We start from the raw sequence: 20668 nt of genomic DNA on the forward strand, positions 1-20668 counted from the left end.
CCCATAACAACAAAAGAGCACCACCATGACCACATGCACCACACGTCTTGCCTGCCTGATCGGCGCAGCCCTGGCAAGCGGCCCGCTGCTGGCCGCCGTTCAGCCACCCACACCACTGGTCTTTGACACCACCCGCCCGCAGAACGCTCTGCAGGGATCGCTGCTGGCCGGGGTCCAGTTTGCCCAGAGCCAGATCCTGCCCGCCCACCCGCGGGAGGGTGACAACCAGCCCCGCCTCACCGCCCTGCGCAAGAGCCTGCTGCTGGTGCGCCCGCTGCAGGCCGGCAACGAGGCGCCGCTGGCGCTCGAGGCCCGCGACGGCGCCGGCAAGTTGCTTGGCAGCCTCACTCTGGAGCCGCCTTCCCGCCTGCCCAAGACCGCCTACTACCTGGAAGGGACGCCGGAGGAGGGGGTCGACTTCACCCCGGGCCCCGGCACCAGTACCGTCATCAACAGCAGCAGCGAGCTGGCCAGGCTGAGCGACCCGAGCGGTGCCTTCCTGCTCGGCAAGTTGCAGCCCCATGCCCTGGTCACCATCCAGACCGCCGACGGCCGCTGGGTGCGCGACATCTTCTTGCCCCGCGATGCGAGCCTGGAGGGCAAGATGGTGCGCCTCGCCTCCAATGCCGGCTACAACTCCACCGTCTACTTCAGCGGCCGTCAGGTGACCCTCTCCCGCGGCCAGAGCCAGCAGTTCAAGTTCGTGCGCGGCCAGTGGATCCGCGATGGCGAGCTGGAAAACAACGGCATTACCTATGCGAGCGACGCCTGGAGCGCCGTGCTGCCGGCCGAGTGGATCATGCCCGGTCTCACCCTGCGCCTGAGCCAGGGGGATCTGAGCGGCGAGCTGACCGACCTCAAGGTGGGGGCGCCGGGGGAGCTGCTCATTCACACCATCGACATCGGCATGCTGACCAGCCCGCGCGACCAGTTCGCCTTTGCCAAAGATAAAGAGGCCCAGCGGGAGTACTTCCAGACCATTCCCGCCAGCCGCCTCGTCGTCAGCCAGTATGCGCCGCTGGCGCTGCCGGAAGTGATGCTGCCGGATGGCACCCTGCTCACCGACTTTGATCCGAGCGAGGGGGGCTGGCACAGCGGCACCATGCGCCAGCGCATCGGCAAGGAGCTGGTCTCCCTTGGCATCGACAACGCCAACTACGGCATCAACAGCACCGCCGGGGAGGGGGAGAGCAGCCATCCCTACGTGGTGGCCCAGCTGGCGGCCCACAACAGCCGTGGCAAGTACGCCAACGGGGTGCAGGTGCACGGCGGCTCCGGCGGGGGCGGCATCGTCACCCTGGACGCCTCTCTTGGCAACGAGTTCAGCCACGAGGTGGGCCACAACTACGGCCTCGGCCACTACGTGGGCGGCTTTGCCGGCTCGGTGCACCGCAGCGCCGACCAGATCAATGCCACCTGGGGCTGGGATGGCGACAAGAACCGCTTCATCCCCAACTTCTTTGCGAGCCGCAGCGGCCAGAGCGCCTGCCTGGACGGTCAGTGCCAGGCCCCGTTTGATGGCCGCAAGTTCGGCTTCGACGCCATGGCCGGCGGCGAGCCGCTCTCCGGCTTCAACCGCTTCACCCTCTACACCCCGAACTCGGCCGCCATCATCCAGCGCTTCCTCGAGAGCAAGGCGGTGTTCGATGCCAGCTCGCCCACCGGCTTCAGCAAGTGGAACGAAAGCCAGGCGAAGATGGAGCCCTACCGCCACCGGGTCACTCTCGCCGAGCAGATCACCGCGCCGGTGAGCGACCTGGGTGAGGTCAGGCTGGCCGCCCTGCTGGCCGAGTACGATCTGGTCAAGGTGGCCATGTGGGATGGCAACTGGACCCGCAACATCCAGTTGCCGGCGGCCTCGGCGGTCAATCGCGGCCGCATCGTCAGCATCGACCACAACGCCGGCTACAACAGCACCCTCTTCATCAACGGCCAGCAGATCACCGTCTCGCGCGGCTTCAAGAAGAGCTACACCTCAGACGGCAGCAGCTGGAACGAGGGGGCGCCGGCGGATCTGGCGGTAGATCGCAAGCCTGCCGCCTTCGGCGTGCCGGTGACCACCCTGGTCGGCTACTACGACCCGCAGGGTCAGCTGCCGAGCTACCTCTACCCGGCGCTGCACGGCGCCTACGGCTTTGCCTATGGCGATGACGGCGAGCGGCTTGGCAACAGCGACTGCCAGCTGCAGGTGGAGACCCGCGACGGCCTGCTGCGCTTCAAGCTGGCCAACCACAGGCTGAACGCCAGCGTGATGAACAAGTTCCACGTCAACGTGCCGACCGCGAGCGAGCCGCGCAGTGCCAGCGTGCTGTGCCGCAACCAGTCACAGGCCGAGGCCCAGCTTGCGTCTGCCCCGGCCGGGCTCGGCTACACGGTCAACGGCATGCCGTTGGCGACGCGCTGATCCCTTTTCGCCTCGCGCAACGCGAGGTGCCACGGGCGGGGGCCAAGCCCCGCCCTTCTCTAGCAAGAGGTAAATATGATGACAAGAAAGTCCTCTGTGGCCACCCTGCTGGCCGCGCTCTGTCTGAGTGGCCAGTTGTGGGCCGCCACCCCTTATGACATCAATCAGGGCTATGCCGGCGGCAGCCAGGTCAGCTTCAACGGCCAGATCTACGAGGCCAAGTGGTACGCCAATCCGGGCCAGAGCCCGGGGGTGCAGGTGGCCAACGAGTGGGACTCGCCGTGGGCGCTGATGGGGGAGGGTGAGGTGACGCCCCCCGCCGGCGGAGAGGGGGTCACTCCGCCTGATCAGGGCGGCAGCGGTACCGCCGACGGCAGCCCCGTCTATCTGAGCCAGAGCGAGCTGGATGCCAGGGAGCAGGCGCTCACCGACTTCCCGGCCATGACGGCGGTCAAGGCCTCCATCGCCACCCGCGACAACGCCGTGGTCGAGGCGGTGGCCCCCGGTCTGCCGCTCAACCCCGCCAACGTCAAACGGGTGGAGGGGCTGCTCAGCGAATCGCAGTTCAATTTCCTGTTCCCGTTGCGGGCGCCGGAGTACACCTATCGCGGCTTCCTGCAGGCGGTGGCCAAGTTCCCGGCCTTCTGCGGCGACTACAGCGACGGGCGCAACGCCGAGGCCATCTGCCGCAAGTCGCTGGCCACCATGTTTGCCCACTTCGCCCAGGAGACCGGCGGCCACGAGAACTGGCGACCCGAGCCCGAGTGGCGCCAGGGGCTGGTGTGGGTGCGGGAGATGGGCTGGACCGAGCAGATGCGCGGCGGCTACAACGCCGAGTGCAACCCCGAGGTGTGGCAGGGTCAGCAGTGGCCGTGCGGCAAGTTCGACAACGGCGAGTTCAAGAGCTACTTCGGTCGCGGTGCCAAGCAGCTGTCGTACAACTACAACTACGGCCCCTTCTCCGAGGCCATGTTCGGCACTGTACGCACCCTGCTGGACAACCCGGAAAAAGTGGCGGACACCTGGCTCAACCTGGCCAGCGCCGTCTTCTTCTTCGTCTATCCGCAGCCGCCCAAGCCCTCCATGCTGCACGTGATCGACGGCACCTGGCAGCCCAATGCCCACGATCGGCAGAACGGCCTGGTGCCGGGCTTCGGGGTGACCACCCAGATCATCAACGGCGGGGTGGAGTGTGGCGGTGCGGCCGAACATGCCCAGTCCCAGAACCGGATCACCTACTACCAGGCCCAGGCCCAGTATCTGGGCGTGCCGGTGCCCGCCGACGAGGTGCTCGGCTGCAAGAACATGAAGGTGTTCGACGAGGCCGGATCCGGCGCCCTGCCCATCTACTGGGAGAACGACTGGAGCTATGTGCCGGGCAACCCCAATGGCGGCAAGAGCTACGCCTGCAAGCTGGTGGGCTACCAGACCCGTTTCAGCGCGTTCAAGGAGCGTGACTACAGCCGCTGCGTGCAGCACTTCTTCCCCGAGGTGGTGATCGAGGACAACGGCGGTGGCACCAACCTGCCGCCGGTGGCCAGCATCAGCGGCCCGAGCGAGGCGCTGGGCGGCGCCACCGTGCTGCTCTCCGGCCAGGGCTCGAGCGATCCGGAAGGCAAGCCCCTCAGCTACGCCTGGACCCTGCCGGCCGGGGCCAGCGCCTCGGATCTGACCCAGTCCACCCTGAGTGCCACCCTGCCGCCGACCCCGGCCAGCGACACCCGCTACGGCTTCGTGCTCAAGGTGACCGACGACAAGGGGCTGAGCCGCAGCGCCACCCACGAGATCCTGATCAAGGGCAGCGGCGGTACCACGCCGCCGGATGGCAACCCGCCCTATAAGGAGGGTACTGCCTACAAAGCCGGTGACAAGGTGAGCAATCTGGGCGGCAACTACCAGTGCAAGCCCCATCCCTACACCGGTTGGTGTGCCGGTGCGGCCTGGGCCTATGAGCCCGGCAAGGGCACGGCCTGGAGCGATGCCTGGATCAAGCTGTAACGGCATCTCCGCGCAATAAAAAAGGCCCGTCAGGGCCTTTTTTCATGGGATGAATGCGCTCACAGCGGCTTTTGCCACAGGCTCAGCAGCAGATCCTGCTCCAGCGCGTCCGGCCCTTGGTGGGTGAAGGCGTGACGCTGCTCGCCGCTGGCCCGCCAGCCGAGGCGGCTGGTCTCCAGAATGTGCTCGCGCAGGCCCTGATCCATCTGCATGCTGAACTGGCAGCGCAGCTGACCCATGGGGTCGAGGCCGGCCAGGCTCGGCCAGCTCAGCGGGTGCTCCATGCTGACCGGGTTGAGGCTGACCCTCAGCTGCCACTGATGGCGCGGCCCCGGTTGCAGGTAGAGCAGGTAGCCGCCCGGTGCCAGCCAGTTGACCAGCAGCTCGGTCTTGACCTTGAGATCGTTGACCAGCAGCAGCTGGGCCGTGCCCGGCATGATGGGGGCACGGGCCGGATCGGCGATGACGAACTGACCCTCCGGCTGCGCCTTGTTGGCGGCGAAGATGGTGTTCTTGGCGATGTCGACGCCGGCAAACTGCCAGCCCGGCAGCCGTTCGGCCAGGGCGCGGCAGTAGTAGCCCTCGCCACAGCCCAGGTGGATCAGCTCGCGCGGTTCGAGGGGGGAGAGCAGGCTGGCCATCGCCTCGACCAGCGGCAGCTGGTGGCCCTGCTCCAGGAAGTGGCGCTTGGCGCGCATCAGGGCGCGGCTGTCACTGTCCTTGGGATTCTTCTTGCCGGGAATGAGATCCAGATAGCCTTCCGGGGCGGGATCGAAGTGGTGCTTGTTGGCGCAGTAGCGCCCCTTGGAGGCGTCATGCAGCTGAAGGGGGCTGCGGCAAATGGGGCATTGAAGGTGCATAGGATCTCTCTTGGCGAAAGCCGTGCTGGCAGGGGCGTTCGGGATTATAGGGGAGGCGATCAGAAAAGGCTGCCGTGGCAGCCTTCTTTATCCGGCGGCCCAGTGCGGGGCCGCCAGTAGCGGGGATCAGCGGGTGCCGAACACCACTATGGTCTTACCGTGGGCGGAGATCAGCTCCTGCTCTTCGAGCATCTTGAGGATCCGGCCGACGGTCTCGCGGGAGCAGCCGACGATCTGGCCGATCTCCTGACGGGTGATCTTGATCTGCATGCCGTCCGGGTGGGTCATGGCATCCGGCTGTTTGGCCAGGTTCAGCAGGGTCTGGGCGATCCGGCCGGTCACGTCCAGGAAGGCGAGGTTGCCGACCTTCTGGCTGGTGTGCTGCAGCCGCTTGGCCATCTGGCCGGAGAGGCGCATCAGGATTTCCGGGTTGACCTGGATCAGCTGGCGGAACTTCTTGTAGGAGATCTCGGCCACTTCGCAGGAGCCTTTGGCACGCACCCAGGCGGAACGCTCGGGATTCTCGTTCTCCTCGAACATGCCCATCTCGCCCAGGAAGTCGCCCTGGTTCAGATAGGAGAGGATCATCTCCTTGCCTTCATCGTCCTTGATCAAGACGGCCACAGTGCCCTTGACGATGTAGTAGAGGGTTTCCGCCTTCTCACCCGCGTGGATCAGGGTGCTCTTGGCGGGATACTTATGAATGTGGCAGTGCGACAAGAACCATTCCAGGGTGGGATCGCTTTGCGGTTTGCCAATGACCATGAGAATTCCTCTGTAGTGTCTTTTTATGGACTCGTGCGTCCGGGCAAGCTGCCAACCTTGCCATTCCTTGTATTAGTCGCAGTAGGATAAGAGCCTTTGTCTGTGCTGACAAGGCTTTGAGGGCTTTTGCCAGCTCCCCTTGCAACCCCTGCTGCGCTCCGTTCGCCATTGTAAGGAAGCTGGGGGCATCAGATGTTGATTTTGATCTAGTTAGCCCGGAAGTTCGTGAAAATGGCGGATATGTGCCGCTGTCGCGCCGTCTGGGGTATGCTATGTCGGTCAGATCTGTCGTCATCAAGAGGAAAAGTGAAATGAAAGCCAAGGTCAGCTGGGTGGAAGGCATGAAGTTTGTGGGCGAGAGTGAGTCCGGTCACCAGGTGATCCTGGACGGCGCCAACCCCGGCGAGGGTGCCAGCCCGATGGAGATGATCCTGCTGGCGGTGGGTGGTTGCAGCTCAATTGATGTGGTCTCCATTCTGGAGAAGGCGCGTCAATCCGTGACCGCCTGTCATGTGGAGCTGGCCGGAGAGCGGGCTGACTCGGTACCGCGGGTGTTCGAGAAGATCCACCTCAACTTCGTGGTGACCGGCAAGGGGCTGGCCGAGAAACAGGTGGCCCGCGCGGTGGATCTGTCGATGGAAAAATATTGTTCAGTTTCCCTGATGTTGGAAAAAGCGGTAGAAATTACCCATAGTTATCAAATTGTTGAAGCCTGATAGCCGTGATTATTCCGATCGAATAACGCCATGACATAAGGAAAGTGCAATGAAAAAAATGATAGTGTTGCTCCCCCTGCTGGGACTGGCGGCCTGCAGCATGCCGCAGCCGACCCAATACCAGTTCAGCCAGTACCAGTGTGGTGAAGAGATGCTGGCCGTGACCTATGACGCCCAGGCCGACATGGTGCAGTTCCCCTATGCCGGCGTCTACCACAAGCTGGGCCGGGTCGAGGCGGAGTCCGGTGCCAAGTATTCCGACGGTGTCACCACCTTCTGGAACCAGGAGAAGCAGGCCATCCTCAGCCAGAAAGGGGTAACCCTGCTGACTTGCCAGCGCAAGTGACTGTCATGGTGTGATCGCAACGGCCTGCTTGATGCAGGCCGTTTTGCATTCAAAGGAAGAGCTCAGCGGGTGGGCAGGGAGTCGAGCATCTTGGCGGCCAGCTGCCGGCTCAGCTGCTGGCGATCCCCTTCGGCGATGGCCACGTCGCTAGCCAGGGAGATGGCGCTGCTCCACACCGCCTGCTGGGTACGCCGGTCGAGCAGCACGATGGCCAGGGTCCCCTTGCGGGCATCGGCCTTGGCCTGCAGCCCGGGCGTCATGCCGAGGCGGGCGAAGATCTCGCCGTCGCTCAGATCCTTGCTGCCGGCCACCCCGATGGCGACCCAGAGGTCGGCCTCGTCGAGGGGCACGCTCTGCCACCCCTTGCTGTCCAGCGCCTGGTTGACTGCCTGCTGGACCGGCTCCAGCCAGCCCTCGGCGCTGTCGCCGGCATACTGGAACTGCTCGGCCAGCGCATAGCGCGGCGTCGCCCCGAACGGCCAGCTGGCCGCCGGGCGCACCACCATGGTGCCCGCCTCCAGGGTCGGTGCAGCGGGGCCGCTGCTGCAGCCACCCAGCAGGGCGGCCAATCCCACAGAGATAAATGCTAACCGCATCGTCAGCTCCTTGGCTCAGGTGATCTTGCCGGTTTCGAGCAGTTGCTGGATCAGCGGGCGCAGGATCAGCTCCATTGCGAAGCCCATCTTGCCGCCCGGCACCACTATGGTGTTCATCCGTGACATGAAGGACCCGTCGATCATCGACAACAGGTAGGGGAAGTCCACCTGCTTGATGCCGCGAAACCGTATCACCAGCATACTCTCGTCCAGGCTCGGGATCACCTTGGCGCTGAAGGGGTTGGAGGTGTCCACCGTCGGCACCCGCTGGAAGTTGATGTGGGTGCGGGAGAACTGGGGGGTAATGAAGTTGATGTAGTCGTCCATGGAGCGGACGATGGAGTCGGTGACCGCTTCGCGCGAATGACCGCGCTCCGAGGTGTCGCGAATGAGCTTCTGGATCCACTCCAGGTTGACGATGGGCACCACCCCGATGAGAAAGTCCACGTGGCGGGCCACGTTGTGATCCTCGGTGACCACGCCGCCGTGCAGCCCTTCGTAGAACAGCAGGTCGGTGTCGTTCGGCAGGTTCTGCCAGGGGGTGAAGGTGCCCGGCATCTGGTTGAAGGGCACCGCCTCGTCGAAGCTGTGCAGGTAGCGCCGATACTGGCCGCTGCCATTCTGGCCGTACTCCTGGAAGAAGCTCTCCAGCAGGCCGAAGTCATTCGCCTCGGGTCCGAAATAGCTGATGTGGCGCCCCTGTTCGCGCGCCTTGCGGATCGCCACGTCCATTTCCGGGCGGGTGTAGCGGTGAAAACTGTCCCCTTCCACCACGGCCGCCTGATAACCGAGCTGATGAAACATGGAGCGAAAGGCGATGGTGGAGGTGGAGGTGCCGGCACCGGACGAACCGGTAACCGCAATGATGGGATGCTTGGCCGACATAGAATTCTCTCTTCCTTGGGAGTTTCCGTTATAAGGGCATGTTCCGAGTTCGGTCAAGTGTGCGGTCTGACAGTACCGCCGCGCAACTGCTTCGCTGGCGTGCCAGCATCGGCGGCAGACAAAAAAAGGGCTGCCATGGCAGCCCTTGCGACAAACAAGAGAAAACTAGTCTGCCTGCTTGTTGCTGGCCGCAGGCTTGATCCCCACCAGCACGGCCCCCAGCAGGATAAACAGCACCCCGAGCGCCTTGCCCGGCTCCAGCGGCTCGGCGAAGAGCGGGATGTTGACCGCCAGCAGGTAGACCAGCGCATAGCTGGTGCTGAGCAGGGGGTAGGCGATGTTGAGCGGGGTGGAGTGCAGCGCCGCCAGCCAGCAGAGCAGCGACAGGGCGTAGCAGCCCACCCCGGCCAGGATTACCAGCAGCGGCAGCGGATGGGCCAGCATCAGGGCGAGATCCGGCTGCCAGGCCGGCAACTGGATCGCTCCCCACTTCATGCCGAGCTGGGCCACCGTCACCAGCACTATGCTGCCGAGCACGTAGAGATACCCCTTCAGCGCCTGCTGATGGCCGTCGCTCATAGCAAACCTCCCAGCAGCAGGGCGCCCACTATGATGGCGCCCACCCCCAGCCAGTTGTGGTAGCTGATCTGCTCGTGAAAGAACAGTCTGGAGCCCACCAGCACCAGCACCAGATTGATGCTGAGCATGGGGTAGGCCATGCCGAGCGGCAGCCGCTGCAGCAGGTAGATCCAGAGCAGCATGCCGCTGCCGAGGGCCGCCACGCTGGCGATGAGCCAGGGGGAACGCAGCTTCTGCCAGTGGTTGCAGGGGCGGCGCTGCCAGCTGATGACCGCCTGCTTTTGCAGCATCTGGCCGCTGCAGGTCAGCAGGCACACCAGCAACAGCAGCAGTATGTCCATCACTGGGCCCCGTGGTAGATGAGCAGGGTCAGCCGGTGGCTGACGATGGTCTCGTCGGCGGGGGGCACGGGCCCGGTGTTGCCGTCGCGATCCGTCTTCATCAGCAGGGCCACCTGGCCATTTTTACGCGCCTGTGCCAGCCAGGCCGGGAAGTCGGCGCGGGCCACGTAGCGCCCCGCTGCATCCGGGTAGCTGAGGCCGTAATGGACCTCCCCCTTGCTGTCGAACAGGTTGATCTCGCTGCGCCGGGTGCCCCAGGCGAGGGAGGAGGCCAGCCCGACGTCGTTGGCCAGCAGGGTGCCTGACTTCATCAGCACGGCCTGGTTGGCCTCGATGAAGCGCTCCGGCAGCTTGGAGTCGATCAGCGATTGCGGCAGTGCCCAGGGCAGGCCGATGGCCAGCACCATGGGGCAGAGCGCGCTCAGGGTCCAGCGCTGGTTGATGGCCTTGAGCTGAACGAAACCGAGCAGACTCCAGCCGGCGAAGATGACCATGGCCACCGCCAGCGCGCCGTGATCCTCCTCGCCATAGACGGCGTGGCGGGGGGAGAAGGCCAGCACCGCCAGCACGATCAGGCAGATGAGGCCGAACAGGCCGTTCAGCCAGGCGTTGACCTTGAAGGCCCGCTCTTTCCCCTCCTTGAGCAGGTCGACGGCGCTGGCGGCCATCAGCATGGCCAGCGGGGCGAAGCAGGGCAGTATGTAGGTGAGCAGCTTGCCCTTGGCCACGCTGAAGAAGAGGAAGGGCAACACCACCCAGGCCAGCAGGTAGAGGGTCTCCGGGTTTATCTTGCGCTCCTGCCAGCCCTTGCGCAGGGCGCCGGGCAGCAGGCCGAGCCAGGGCAGGGTGCCGAGCAGCCCCATGGGCAGGTAGTACCAGAAGGGGGCCTTGTGCTGGGCGTTGTCGGCGGCGAAGCGCTGGATGTGCTCAATCCAGAAGAAGTAGTGCCAGTAGTCCGGCTCGCGCAGGTGCACTGCGATGGCCCAGGGGGCTGCCAGCAGGGCTGCACTCAGGATGGCCAGCGGCCCGAAGCGCACCAGCTCGAGCAGACGGCGTTGATAGATGACGTAGGGCACTATGACCACCACCGGCACCGCCAGGGCGATGAAGCCCTTGGTGAGAAAGCCCATGCCGCAGGCGAGGCCGAACAGCAGATAGCCGCCGATCCGGCTGGCAAGGGAACCCTCCTTGCGGATGATGTAGAAGCTCACCATGGCGGCGTTGAGCCAGAGGGTCACCATGGCGTCCAGTACGCTGTAGGTGCCGATGCCGTAGACGAGCAGCAGCGACAGATAGATGAGCCCGGCGAGGAAGGCCTTGCGCCGGCACTGCCACAGTTGCAGGGCGAACCAGAAGATGAGTACGGCACTGAGGCCGGTGGCGGCGGCCGAGGCGAAGCGCACGGCGAAGTTGGTGTCACCGAACAGCTGCTGGCTGATGCTGTTGAACCAGTAGCCGGCGATGGGCTTCTCGAAGTAGCGCAAGCCCAGGAAGTGGGGGACCACCCAGTCTCCGGTGCTCACCATCTCCCGGCTTATTTCGGCGTAGCGGTTTTCGTCCGGGCTCCAGAGCGGCCGCTGGTCGAGCGGCAGCAGGTAAAAGAAGAGAAAGAACAGGGGCAGGGCCCACTTGGTCAACGTCATGACATCCTCTGTTGCATGGTGTGATTAGCGCTATGGTTAGTCCTGCCACCCGAGGTGGCGTCATTCATCTCAGGCCTCGGCCTTGCAGCCGAGCCAGCCCTCCCGTCCGGGCAGGGTGCCGCGTACCAACCGGCCGGTAGGTAAGCCGGTCGGGTCCGATGGTAACAGATCCCCGAGCGGCACGAAGCGGATGCCGCGCGCCCTGGCTTCGCCGAGCAGGGCATCGAACTGATCCGCCATCACGATCCCTTCCACTTCGGCATGGATGGTGTAGACGTGGGGGCCCTGTACCGGTGGGGTCGCCAGCTGATCCAGCAGGAAACGGTTGAAGCCGTCGACCGTCACCTGATGACCCACCACCTCGTCGAAGGTGGGCAGGTTGACCGGGATCTGCGGGGTGCCGGGGCGACCGTCCTGCAGCAGGGGCCGGAACAGGCCGCTGCCGCGACAGTCGCTGTTGTAGCGAAAGCCGAACTGCTCCTTGGCCTGGGTGGTGAGCGGGTCGGCCCGCCAGCCGGCGGCGGCGGAGCAATCCACTTCGCGCCCCAGGATCTGGTTGAGCGCATCCACCCCGAGCCGGGTCTGACGAATCAGCTCGGCTTCGTCCCAGTGGCCGGTGTTGGCCTGCCAGCCGTGGTGATCCCAGGCGTGCAGCCCCACCTCGTGGCGGGCGCTGTCGGTGTCGCGCATCAGGGAGCCGAGCTGCTTGCCGATGGACTTGCCGGGCCAGGCGGTGCCGGCCAGCAGGATGTCCAGCCCATAGAGGGATGCTGCGTTGGAGCGCAGCATCTTCAGTAGAAAGCGGGGTTTTAGCAGGCGCCACAAGTGGCGCCCCATGTTGTCCGGTCCGACCGAGAAGAAGAAGCTCCCCTTGACCTGATGCTTGTCGAGCAGTTGCAGCAGGCGGGGCACCCCGTCACGGGTCCCCCTGAAGGTATCGACGTCGATCCGCAGACCTACCTCAGTCATGCTCGACTCCCGTGGTGACCGCCCCTTGCAGGAAGAAGTCCAGGGTGTTGCCTATGGTCTCTTCCATCTCGATGGTCGGTTCCCAGTCCAGCAGGCGGCGGGCATTGGCGATGCTCGGCCGGCGGTGGGAGACGTCCTGATAGCCATCGCCGTAGAAGGATTTGCTCTCCACCAGCTTGAAGCCGGCAAACGGCGGGAACTGGTCGCGCAGCGGGTGAGCCTCGAACTTGGCGAGCAGGATCTCGGCCATCTGCTGGATGCTGGCCTCGTTGTCCGGGTTGCCGATGTTGATTATCTGGCCGTCGCAGCGGTTCCCCTTGTTCTCGATGATGCGGAACAGGGCCTCGATGCCGTCCTCGATGTCGGTGAAGCAGCGCTTCTGGGCGCCACCGTCCACCAGCTGGATCGGGGTACCGTCCACCAGGTTGAGGATCAGCTGGGTGATGGCACGGGAGCTGCCGATGCGGGCGGAGTCCAGGCTGTCCAGACGCGGCCCCATCCAGTTGAAGGGACGGAACAGTGTGAAGTTGAGCCCCTCCTTCTTGCCGTAGGCCCAGATGACCCGATCCAGCAGCTGCTTGGAGACCGAGTAGATCCAGCGCTGCTTGTTGATGGGGCCGACGATGAGGCGGGAGCTGTCTTCATCGAAGCTGTGATCGTCGCACATCCCGTACACCTCGGAGGTGGAGGGGAAGATGATCCGCTTGTGATACTTCACGCAGTAGCGGACGATCTTGAGGTTCTCCTCGAAGTCGAGCTCGAACACGCGCAGCGGGTTGCGGGTGTACTCGATGGGGGTGGCGATGGCCACCAGCGGCAGGATCACGTCGCACTTCTTGATGTGATACTCGATCCACTCGGTGTGGATGCTGATGTCCCCCTCCACGAAGTGGAAGTTGGGGTGACCGATGAAGCGGTCCACCGCACTGGAGCCGATGTCTAGGCCATAGACCTCGTAGCCGCCATCCTGGAGCAGGCGCTCGGTCAGGTGGTTGCCGATGAAGCCGTTGACGCCGAGGATCAGCACCCGGGTCAGCCGCGCCTTGCGCAGGGCATTGCTCGCCTTAGCGCCGATCTTCATCCCTTCGACCAGCCCCAGTTCGCGGGCCAGCTGGGCGCCGCGCACATAGAGGCCCCCTTCGGCCTGACCGGCCACGATCTCCAGCACTCCTTCACCGCAGGCGATGCGCAGCGGCTCCTGGCTCAGGATGGTGCCCGGCTGCTTGTCGCTCTGCTGGGCCAGCCAGTGGCTCTTCCACACCGTCAGCTTGCGATCGCCGGCGAAGCTGAAGGCGCCCGGGTAGGGCTGGGTGACGGCGCGCACCAGGTTGTGCAGTTCGTGGGCCGGGCGGTGCCAGTGCAGCTCGCCATCGGCCGGGGTGCGGCGGCCATAGTAGCTGGCCTTGCTCTCATCCTGCGGGGTGAGGCGGATGTCGCCGGCGCGCAGCTTGGGCAGCTCCTGCTCCAGCAGCGCCCGGGCGGCGAGGCGCACCTTGCCGTGCAGGGTCAGCGCGGTGTCGTCGTCGGCAATGGCTACCACCTGCTGGGCGACAATGGCGCCGGCGTCGGGCTTGGCGGTCATCTGGTGCAGGGTGATGCCGGTCTGGGTCTCGCCGTTGACCAGGCACCAGTTGATGGGCGCGCGACCGCGGTAGGCGGGCAGCAGGGAGCCGTGCAGGTTGAAGGCGCCGACGGTCGGGATGTCGAGGATCGCCTGCTTGAGCATGTTGCGGTAGTAGAAGGAGAAGAGGGCCTGGGGCGCCAGCTCCTGAATGCGCTCGATCCAGAGCGGGTGGTTCACGTCCTCGGGGGAGTAGACCGGCAGGTTGTGCTCGGCGCAGAGCTGGGCGACCGAGCCGAAGAAGCGGTTCTCGCCCGGATCATCGGCGTGGGTGAAGACGGCCTGGATCTCGTAGCCTGCCTCGAGCAGGGCCTCGATGCCGGTGCAACCGATATCGTGATAAGCAAAGACGACGACTTTCATTGTTCAGCTTCCTGTTGCGAAGGGGTGGTGGCGGTGCGCACGATCCGGTGGATGAAGTAGCGGGGACGGGCGCGCACGTCTGTGTACATGCGGCCTATGTACTCTCCCAGCAGCCCCATGCCCAGCAGCTGCACGCCGACAAAGGTGAAGAGAATGGCAAAGAGGGTGAAGACGCCATCGGCGGCCCAGTCGGCGCCCAGAGTGAGGCGCATCAGGATCAGCAGGATGGAGAAGGTAAAGCCGATGCCCGCCACCACGCTGCCAACGATGCTGAGCAGACGCAGCGGGGTGGTGGTCATGCAGGTGACCAGGTCATACATCAGGTTGATGAGGTGCATCAGCCCGTATTTGGACTCTCCATGGGCCCGCTCGGCATGGCCCACTTCCAGCTCTATGGTGCGGCGGGCGAAGCTGTTGGCCAGGATGGGGATGAAGGTGCTGCGCTCCTGGCAGCAGAGCATGGCGTCGATGATGTGGCGGCGATAGGCGCGCAGCATGCAGCCGTAGTCGCTCATGTGCACGCCGGTGGCCTTTTGCACCGACTTGTTGATGAGCTTGGAGGCGGTCTTGCGAAACCAGGAGTCCTGGCGGTTGCGGCGCATGGTGCCCACCACGTCGTAGCCCTGCATGGCGGCTTCCACCAGGCGGAGGATCTCCTCCGGCGGGTTCTGCAGATCCGCATCCAGGGTGATCACCAGATCCCCCTTGGCGGTCTCGAAGCCGGCCATGATGGCGGCATGTTGACCGTAGTTGCGGTTGAGCAGCACCCCGACCAGCTTGCTGCCCTCGCGGGCGGCGGCTTCGCTGATGAGCTCGGTGGAGCCGTCATGGCTGCCGTCGTCGATGAGGATCACCTCGTAATCCTGCGACAGCTGATCGCAGGCGGCGGTGACCCGGCTCAGCAGCACGGGCAGGCTGGCCTCCTCGTTGTAGACGGGGATGACCACCGAAACCAGCTTGATGTCAGTGTTGTTCACGTTTGGTTACTCCAATATGTCGATAAGGGCCGCGACCACGCGGTCAACGTCGGCCAGCGTCATGTCCGGGAAGAGTGGCAGGGTGCACAGGCGTGAGGAGTTCCACTCGGTATGGGGCAGGCTGAGGGTCGGGTAGCGTTCGCGGTAGTACTTCTGGGTGTGGGCTGCCCGAAAGTGCAGACCGGTACCGATGCCACGCTCCTGCAGCGCCTGCATCAGCTGATCCCGATCGAGGCCGCAGCGCTCGGGGTCGACCCGCACCATGAACAGGTGCCAGGCGTGCAGGTGGGGGTAGCCCGGCACGGCGAGCGGTGCCAGCGGCAGACCGGCCAGCCGCTCCTGGTAGCGGGCCACCAGTTCGGCCCGTTTGGCATTGAGCTCGGGCAGGCGTGCCAGTTGCACCAGGGCGATGGCGGCGTTGATGTCGGCCAGGTTGTATTTGAAGCCCGGGGTGATCACCTCCGCCTGCGGCTTGCGGCCCAGGCTCATGCGATCAAAGGCATCCACGCCCAGGCCGTGGAATTTGAGCATCCGCACCTTGTCTGCCAGCGCCTTGTCGTCGGTTACCAGCATGCCCCCTTCGGCGCAGGTCATGTTCTTGATGGCGTGGAAGGAGAAGATGGCGGTGCCGCTGGCGCCGATCCAGCGCTCCCGATAGCGGGTGCCGACCGCGTGGGCGGCATCCTCGATGACCGGAATGCCGTGCCGGCCGGCCAGCTCGAGGATGGGGTCCAGGTCGATGGGGGCGCCGGCATAGTGCACCGGGATGATGGCCTTGGTCCTGGCGGTGATGAGCGGGGCGATCAGCTCGACGCTGGTCATCAGGGTATCCGGGTCCACGTCGACGAAGACCGGCTCGGCCCCCAGCAGGGTGATGATGTTGATGGTGGAGACCCAGGTCTGGGAGGGGGTGATCACCTCGTCTCCCGGGCCTATGCCCAGCGCCATCAGGGTGACGTGCATACCGGCGGTGGCGGAGCAGAGGGCGACGGCATGCTGGCAGCCGAAGGTATGGCAGAATTGCTGCTCCAGTTCATGATTCTTCGGGCCCGTGGTGATCCAGCCCGACTTCAATACATCACAGACAGCACTTATCTCGGCATCGCCCATGGCTGGCCGTGAAAATGGCAGAAAATCTTGCATATGAGATCCAACAAAGAATATTAATCAGCGCCCACGAAATTGGGCTCCCCCAAACGGTTTTACTCAACATACGGATATAAAAGCGGGCCTGCAATGGTCCAGAAACAGCTGGTAACAATTAACTGGTGCGGACATCTTAGGTAATGTGATAAATATTTATAACCCCCCAAACTCTTTGTTTTTCCAAATTACAAATTCTCTGACATTCTGGTTGTATCAATATGAACATTACTGTATTTGGAAGTGGCTACGTGGGCCTGGTTCAGGCCACCGTGCTGGCCGACGTTGGTCACCAGGTCATCTGTGTCGATGTCGATGAACAGCGGGTGGCTGCCCTGATGGACGGTCATGTCCCTATCTATGAACCCGGGCTCGACACCCTGCTGCAACGCAACATCAAGAGCGGTGCCCTGGTGTTCACCACGGATGCCGTACAGGCCGTCGAACACGGTGATGTGCAGTTTCTGGCGGTGGGGACGCCACCGGGGGAAGATGGCTCCGCCGATCTCAGCCACGTGCTGACGGTGGCCGAAACCATCGCCAGGCATCGTGACCGGCCCGTCATCATAGTCAACAAGTCGACCGTGCCGGTGGGCACCGCCGACAAGGTGACCGCCAGGGTCAACGCCATCCTGCAGCAGCGGGATCAGTCGTTTTCCTTCGACGTGGTCTCCAACCCCGAATTTCTGAAAGAGGGCTCCGCCATCCAGGACTGCCTGCGACCGGATCGCATCGTGGTGGGTACCGCCAATGAGGCCTCCCGCCAGCTGATGCGCGAGCTCTACGAGCCGTTCAACCGCAACCACGACCGCATCCTGTTCATGGATGTGCGCAGCGCCGAGCTGACCAAGTATGCCGCCAACTGCATGCTGGCCACCAAGATAAGCTTCATCAACGAGATGGCCGGACTGGCCGAGCGGGTCGGCGCCGACATCGAGATGGTGCGCCAGGGGATAGGCTCGGATCAGCGCATCGGCTATCAGTTCATCTACCCGGGTTGTGGCTATGGCGGCTCCTGTTTTCCCAAGGATGTCAAAGCCTTGCTGGCCACGGCCCAGGAGCTGGAGTACGACACGCCGCTGATCCGGGCGGTGGAGCGGGTCAACGAATTGCAAAAGTCGCGGCTGTTTCAGCTGCTGTCAGCGTTCTTCCGCTCCGAAGGGGATACCCTGGCCGGCAAGACCATCGCCCTGTGGGGGCTGGCGTTCAAGCCCAACACGGACGACATGCGCGAGGCGCCGAGCCGGGCCCTGATGGAGGCGCTGTGGCAGGCCGGTGCGACCGTGCAGGCCTATGATCCCGAGGCGATGCAGGAGGCCCAGCAGATCTACGGCAACTGCGACAAGCTGCGCTTGATGGGCACCAAGGAGGCCGCCCTGTTTGGTGCGGATGCCCTGGTGATCTGCACCGAGTGGAACCACTTCAAGGCCCCCAACTTTGCCGCCATCAAGCAGGCGTTGAAGTGTCCCCTGATCGTGGATGGTCGCAATCTGTTTGATCCGGGTCGCATGAAAGATCATGGGTTCCATTATTACGCCATCGGCCGGGGCGAATCGGTAATGAAATAACATCTTGTCATATCGGGCCGCCATCAATAATCAGCTGTGTGGCGGATTAATCTGCTGGATATTGGCTGAAGCGAGATATTGCTCTCACTATTTTTATGGGGAGGGCGAGTTTTGTCATCATAATTTAATATTGCGAAGCGCTTCACTTTATTTATTCTATTTTGTCGATATGGCCCGGCGCTTAATTATTGCGGTCAACCTTGTCGTTATCTGCTATCGGGGAGACAGGGCAGGCCGCGCCAGGGGCGCAGGGTGTTTGCAGAACCGGCATGAACAAGATTTGGCAAGATGGCAGCAATGCCAGTCAACATGGCCCTGCGCAGTCGCGCAGGGCCATGTTGTTTTATCGGGTGCAGGGAGATCCGGCGGGAACAGACAGGGAGAAGGGCGGCCAGGGTGGCAGGCCCGCAACGGCGATGGGCAGGCTATTGCAGTAGGTCGTCCACCTGCGCCCTGTCGAGGGTCGCCTTGGGCACTATGTTCACGCTTTCGTGCAGCTCGCTGTACACGATCACCGCCACGCCCTGCTGCAGCTGAGCTCTAACATCGTCGACCTTGTCGGCCAGACTGACATCCTGTTCGCCATACTCGGTGCCTTCCTGCAGCACGAAGTGCTCGAGCAGGTTGTTGAGGGTGTCTGCATCCAGCTCTTGCCAGGGGATTATCATGGTTTCATCTTCCGTTACCAGAGAGCGGGTATTGTCTATCTGTGGTCGGCCAGCGCAAGGGATTTATCTGGCCGCCCGCCAATGAGGTGAGAGAGCGGCCTCCATGGCTACCGGCCCGTACCTTGAGTCTGCTCCTGCAGCCACTGGCTGATCCGCTCCTCCAGCCAGAATCTTGGCCGCCAGGGCGTGCCGTGCAGGAAGCCCACGTGGCCGCCCCGCCGGCTCAACTCGTAACGCACCATGGGGGAGAGCTGCTCCGCCTGCGGGATCACCGCCTCGGTCATGAAGGGATCGTCGGCGGCGTGGATCACCAGGGTGGGGATGGGGATCTGCGCCAGCATCCCCAGGCCCGAGCAGCGCTGGTAGTAGTGATCGGCGCTGTCAAAACCGTGCAGCGGCGCCGTGACCTGCTCGTCGAAGTCTCGCAGGGTGGCGATGGCGCGCACCTGCTGCGGCTGCCAGCGGGCGCTGGCTGCCGCCTGTCGCCGGATCTTCTGCTGCAGGTTGTGGCGCATGGTGCCCAGCAGATAACGCTGATAAACCCGCGAGAAGCCCTGATTGACCCGATCGGCGCAGCTGTCCAGCCGCAGCGGCGCCGAGATCACCACCGCCGCCTTCAGCTCGCGCGGGCTGGCGCGCGCCAGCAGATTGACCAGCATGTTGCCCCCCAGCGAATAGCCGATGGCGATGAGCGGCTTGCCGGGAAAGCGGCGGCCGAGCTCGGCGATCACCGCCTGGGCATCCTCGATGGCACCGGAGTGATAGGCCTGCAGCAGCCGGTTCGGCTCGCCGCTGCAGCCGCGAAAGTGCATCAGCACCGCCTCGTTGCCCTGGCGTTGCAGGTGGGCGAACAGCCCCTTGGCATAGTGGGAGTGAATGCTTCCCTCCAGCCCGTGAAACAGCACGATGAGCGGTCGCTCATCCCGGCTGATCTCGCCGCTCCAGGCGAGATCGACGAAGTCGCCGTCCGCCAGCTCGAAGCGCTCGGCCACGAAGCGGGCCGGTTGGCGGCGCAGCCACTTGGGCAGGATGGTTTGCAGGTGGGGATTGCGCGCCCACCAGGGGGCGTGAAAGTGGCTTTCGATCAGCATGCTGGGTCCGGGACAGAAAAGGAAACGGCGAGCAGCCGGGCTGCCCGCCGTCGGGATCAGGCTGGCAGGCTGTCGTGGTGCTCGGCACCGCGCAGCATGGCCTGGATCAGCTCGTTGGCTTCAAACTTGGTCAGCGCCTCGTGGGCACCCACCTGGTGGGCCCGCTCTACGCTGATCTCGCTCGAGAGCGAGGTGTGCAGGATGATATAGGCACCCGCCAGCTTGGCGTCGCTCTGCACCTCGAAGGCCAGCTCGTAGCCATCCAGCCCCGGCATCTCGATGTCGCTCACCAGGATGTCGATGGGGGTCTTCTGGGCGGCCCGGGTCTGCATCAGGGTCAACGCATCCTTGCCGTTGGTGCACACCTCGTAGGGGATGTTGATGTAGTCCAGCGCCGCCATCAGCTGGCGGCGGGCGACCGAGGAGTCATCCACCAGCAGGATCCGCATCGGCTTGATCCGCTCACGCTGTACGTCGGTCAGCACCGGGTAGAGGTGGCTGGGGTCGTCCGGGTAGACCCGGGAGAGGATCAGCTCCACGTCCAGCAGCTGGATCAGCTGGTCATTGACCCGGGTCACGCCGGTCACGAACACGTTGTGGCCGAGGGAGGCGGGGGGCGGCGCTATGTCGCGCCAGTTGCATTCGGTGATCTTGTCGATGCCGCGCACCAGAAAGCCCACCAGGGTGCGGCGGCAGTCGGTGATGATGATGAAGCAGTGCGGCATCTCTTCCTGGCTGATCGGGCGATAACCCACCGCCATGGCCATGTCGATCACCGGGATGGTAGTGCCACGCATGCTGGCGGCGCCGAGCACGGTCGGGTGCGAGTGCGGCATGGCCGTCAGCTGGGTGTAGGGCACTATCTCTTTTACCTTGAGGGTGCCGATGGCGAAGGATTGCTTGGCCGAGAGATGAAACAGCAACATGCCCTGGGATTGGTTGGCCTTGCTTTTCATGGCAGATGTCCTGTGAGTCAAAACGGTATCAGTCGATTCAGGCCCCTAGCATAAAGGATTATAGGAGAAATGGCCCTTCCGTTATTAACGACCGTTTGCCGTAAAACTGGACTCATTTCATCCATTTATTGCGGCGATCCGCCCTGGTGCGAAGCGCCGGGGGCCGAGCTGCGAGGGGG

19 protein-coding genes are annotated in these 20668 nt (G+C 64.0%); 5 read left to right on the forward strand and 14 right to left on the reverse strand.

What is annotated here, in order from left to right:
- The first annotated feature begins 25 nt into the window (after positions 1–25).
- Together BN1143_RS02675 and BN1143_RS02680 are read left to right on the forward strand one after the other, a co-directional pair.
- Positions 26–2404, forward strand: coding sequence for a M66 family metalloprotease (locus BN1143_RS02675; protein ID WP_042049581.1), 2379 nt, complete (start codon positions 26–28; stop codon positions 2402–2404).
- Positions 2405–2479: 75 nt separating this feature from the next.
- On the forward strand, positions 2480–4402 hold the full coding sequence (locus tag BN1143_RS02680) for a glycoside hydrolase family 19 protein (RefSeq protein WP_331428969.1): 1923 nt from the start codon (positions 2480–2482) through the stop codon (positions 4400–4402).
- A 59-nt stretch (positions 4403–4461) separates the two neighbouring features.
- On the opposite strand, the gene BN1143_RS02685 is transcribed toward BN1143_RS02680, so the two are convergent.
- Complete coding sequence (locus tag BN1143_RS02685; RefSeq protein WP_010634908.1) at positions 4462–5262, reverse strand: putative RNA methyltransferase; 801 nt, start codon at positions 5260–5262, stop codon at positions 4462–4464.
- 126 nt (positions 5263–5388) lie between these two features.
- Positions 5389–6027, reverse strand: a complete 639-nt coding sequence (gene crp / locus BN1143_RS02690) for a cAMP-activated global transcriptional regulator CRP (protein ID WP_005304048.1) — start codon at positions 6025–6027, stop codon at positions 5389–5391.
- 311 nt (positions 6028–6338) lie between these two features.
- Between crp and BN1143_RS02695 the strand changes: the two genes are divergently transcribed.
- On the forward strand, positions 6339–6743 hold the full coding sequence (locus tag BN1143_RS02695; RefSeq protein WP_005304045.1) for an OsmC family protein: 405 nt from the start codon (positions 6339–6341) through the stop codon (positions 6741–6743).
- 49 nt (positions 6744–6792) lie between these two features.
- Positions 6793–7089 (forward strand): MliC family protein, encoded by a 297-nt coding sequence (locus BN1143_RS02700; RefSeq protein ID WP_017763891.1) that lies wholly within the window; start codon positions 6793–6795, stop codon positions 7087–7089.
- Positions 7090–7151: 62 nt separating this feature from the next.
- On the opposite strand, the gene BN1143_RS02705 is transcribed toward BN1143_RS02700, so the two are convergent.
- The 9 genes from BN1143_RS02705 to arnB form a co-directional block, all read right to left on the reverse strand.
- Complete coding sequence (locus tag BN1143_RS02705) at positions 7152–7685, reverse strand: DUF4136 domain-containing protein (protein WP_024943050.1); 534 nt, start codon at positions 7683–7685, stop codon at positions 7152–7154.
- Between the two features lie 15 nt (positions 7686–7700).
- The gene (locus tag BN1143_RS02710) at positions 7701–8570 is read right to left on the reverse strand and encodes a phosphoribulokinase (protein ID WP_010634905.1); all 870 of its coding nucleotides are present in this window, start codon (positions 8568–8570) and stop codon (positions 7701–7703) included.
- A 165-nt stretch (positions 8571–8735) separates the two neighbouring features.
- Entirely contained in the window at positions 8736–9149 is a 414-nt protein-coding gene (arnF, locus tag BN1143_RS02715) for a 4-amino-4-deoxy-L-arabinose-phosphoundecaprenol flippase subunit ArnF (protein WP_042049583.1), read from the reverse strand.
- A complete protein-coding gene (locus BN1143_RS02720) occupies positions 9146–9490 on the reverse strand; it encodes an EamA family transporter (protein ID WP_017787715.1) in 345 nt (114 codons plus the stop codon). Before BN1143_RS02720 ends, arnF begins: the two co-directional genes overlap by 4 nt.
- Complete coding sequence (gene arnT, locus BN1143_RS02725; RefSeq protein WP_042049584.1) at positions 9490–11133, reverse strand: lipid IV(A) 4-amino-4-deoxy-L-arabinosyltransferase; 1644 nt, start codon at positions 11131–11133, stop codon at positions 9490–9492. The genes BN1143_RS02720 and arnT overlap by 1 nt, the downstream gene beginning before the upstream one ends.
- Before the next feature lie 69 nt (positions 11134–11202).
- Positions 11203–12102: a 4-deoxy-4-formamido-L-arabinose-phosphoundecaprenol deformylase gene (arnD, locus tag BN1143_RS02730; RefSeq protein ID WP_042049585.1), complete on the reverse strand. Its 900-nt coding sequence runs from the start codon at positions 12100–12102 to the stop codon at positions 11203–11205.
- Positions 12095–14086, reverse strand: a complete 1992-nt coding sequence (gene arnA, locus BN1143_RS02735) for a bifunctional UDP-4-amino-4-deoxy-L-arabinose formyltransferase/UDP-glucuronic acid oxidase ArnA (RefSeq protein WP_042049586.1) — start codon at positions 14084–14086, stop codon at positions 12095–12097. The genes arnD and arnA overlap by 8 nt, the downstream gene beginning before the upstream one ends.
- Positions 14083–15063 (reverse strand): undecaprenyl-phosphate 4-deoxy-4-formamido-L-arabinose transferase, encoded by a 981-nt coding sequence (gene arnC, locus BN1143_RS02740; RefSeq protein ID WP_042049587.1) that lies wholly within the window; start codon positions 15061–15063, stop codon positions 14083–14085. Before arnC ends, arnA begins: the two co-directional genes overlap by 4 nt.
- Positions 15064–15069: 6 nt before the next feature.
- Positions 15070–16206: a UDP-4-amino-4-deoxy-L-arabinose aminotransferase gene (gene arnB, locus BN1143_RS02745; RefSeq protein WP_042049588.1), complete on the reverse strand. Its 1137-nt coding sequence runs from the start codon at positions 16204–16206 to the stop codon at positions 15070–15072.
- Positions 16207–16427: 221 nt separating this feature from the next.
- Here arnB and BN1143_RS02750 point away from each other — a divergent pair, with 221 nt between their 5' ends.
- Entirely contained in the window at positions 16428–17774 is a 1347-nt protein-coding gene (locus BN1143_RS02750; RefSeq protein WP_042049589.1) for a UDP-glucose dehydrogenase family protein, read from the forward strand.
- 425 nt (positions 17775–18199) lie between these two features.
- Here BN1143_RS02750 and BN1143_RS02755 read toward each other — a convergent pair whose 3' ends face one another.
- The 3 genes from BN1143_RS02755 to BN1143_RS02765 all read right to left on the reverse strand — a co-directional run bounded on the left by BN1143_RS02755 (position 18200) and on the right by BN1143_RS02765 (position 20489).
- Positions 18200–18442, reverse strand: coding sequence for a YheU family protein (locus BN1143_RS02755; RefSeq protein WP_042049590.1), 243 nt, complete (start codon positions 18440–18442; stop codon positions 18200–18202).
- 107 nt (positions 18443–18549) lie between these two features.
- Complete coding sequence (locus BN1143_RS02760; protein ID WP_042049591.1) at positions 18550–19533, reverse strand: hydrolase; 984 nt, start codon at positions 19531–19533, stop codon at positions 18550–18552.
- A gap of 56 nt (positions 19534–19589) precedes the next feature.
- Positions 19590–20489, reverse strand: a complete 900-nt coding sequence (locus BN1143_RS02765; protein WP_005304001.1) for a chemotaxis protein — start codon at positions 20487–20489, stop codon at positions 19590–19592.
- Positions 20490–20668: the final 179 nt, after the last annotated feature.

This window comes from Aeromonas dhakensis, assembly GCF_000820305.1.
GTDB classification, from domain to species: Bacteria; Pseudomonadota; Gammaproteobacteria; order Enterobacterales; family Aeromonadaceae; genus Aeromonas; species Aeromonas dhakensis.

Coding starts and splice junctions, on each gene's coding strand:
- BN1143_RS02695 (WP_005304045.1), top strand. CDS start 6,339: ATGAAAGCCAAGGTCAGCTGGGTGGAAGGCATGAAGTTTGTGGGCGAG.
- BN1143_RS02705 (WP_024943050.1), bottom strand. CDS start 7,685: ATGCGGTTAGCATTTATCTCTGTGGGATTGGCCGCCCTGCTGGGTGGC.
- BN1143_RS02685 (WP_010634908.1), bottom strand. CDS start 5,262: ATGCACCTTCAATGCCCCATTTGCCGCAGCCCCCTTCAGCTGCATGAC.
- arnA (WP_042049586.1), bottom strand. CDS start 14,086: ATGAAAGTCGTCGTCTTTGCTTATCACGATATCGGTTGCACCGGCATC.
- BN1143_RS02755 (WP_042049590.1), bottom strand. CDS start 18,442: ATGATAATCCCCTGGCAAGAGCTGGATGCAGACACCCTCAACAACCTG.
- BN1143_RS02675 (WP_042049581.1), top strand. CDS start 26: ATGACCACATGCACCACACGTCTTGCCTGCCTGATCGGCGCAGCCCTG.
- BN1143_RS02765 (WP_005304001.1), bottom strand. CDS start 20,489: ATGAAAAGCAAGGCCAACCAATCCCAGGGCATGTTGCTGTTTCATCTC.
- BN1143_RS02750 (WP_042049589.1), top strand. CDS start 16,428: ATGAACATTACTGTATTTGGAAGTGGCTACGTGGGCCTGGTTCAGGCC.
- BN1143_RS02680 (WP_331428969.1), top strand. CDS start 2,480: ATGATGACAAGAAAGTCCTCTGTGGCCACCCTGCTGGCCGCGCTCTGT.
- arnB (WP_042049588.1), bottom strand. CDS start 16,206: ATGCAAGATTTTCTGCCATTTTCACGGCCAGCCATGGGCGATGCCGAG.
- crp (WP_005304048.1), bottom strand. CDS start 6,027: ATGGTCATTGGCAAACCGCAAAGCGATCCCACCCTGGAATGGTTCTTG.
- BN1143_RS02760 (WP_042049591.1), bottom strand. CDS start 19,533: ATGCTGATCGAAAGCCACTTTCACGCCCCCTGGTGGGCGCGCAATCCC.
- arnF (WP_042049583.1), bottom strand. CDS start 9,149: ATGAGCGACGGCCATCAGCAGGCGCTGAAGGGGTATCTCTACGTGCTC.
- BN1143_RS02710 (WP_010634905.1), bottom strand. CDS start 8,570: ATGTCGGCCAAGCATCCCATCATTGCGGTTACCGGTTCGTCCGGTGCC.
- arnT (WP_042049584.1), bottom strand. CDS start 11,133: ATGACGTTGACCAAGTGGGCCCTGCCCCTGTTCTTTCTCTTCTTTTAC.
- BN1143_RS02700 (WP_017763891.1), top strand. CDS start 6,793: ATGAAAAAAATGATAGTGTTGCTCCCCCTGCTGGGACTGGCGGCCTGC.
- BN1143_RS02720 (WP_017787715.1), bottom strand. CDS start 9,490: ATGGACATACTGCTGCTGTTGCTGGTGTGCCTGCTGACCTGCAGCGGC.
- arnD (WP_042049585.1), bottom strand. CDS start 12,102: ATGACTGAGGTAGGTCTGCGGATCGACGTCGATACCTTCAGGGGGACC.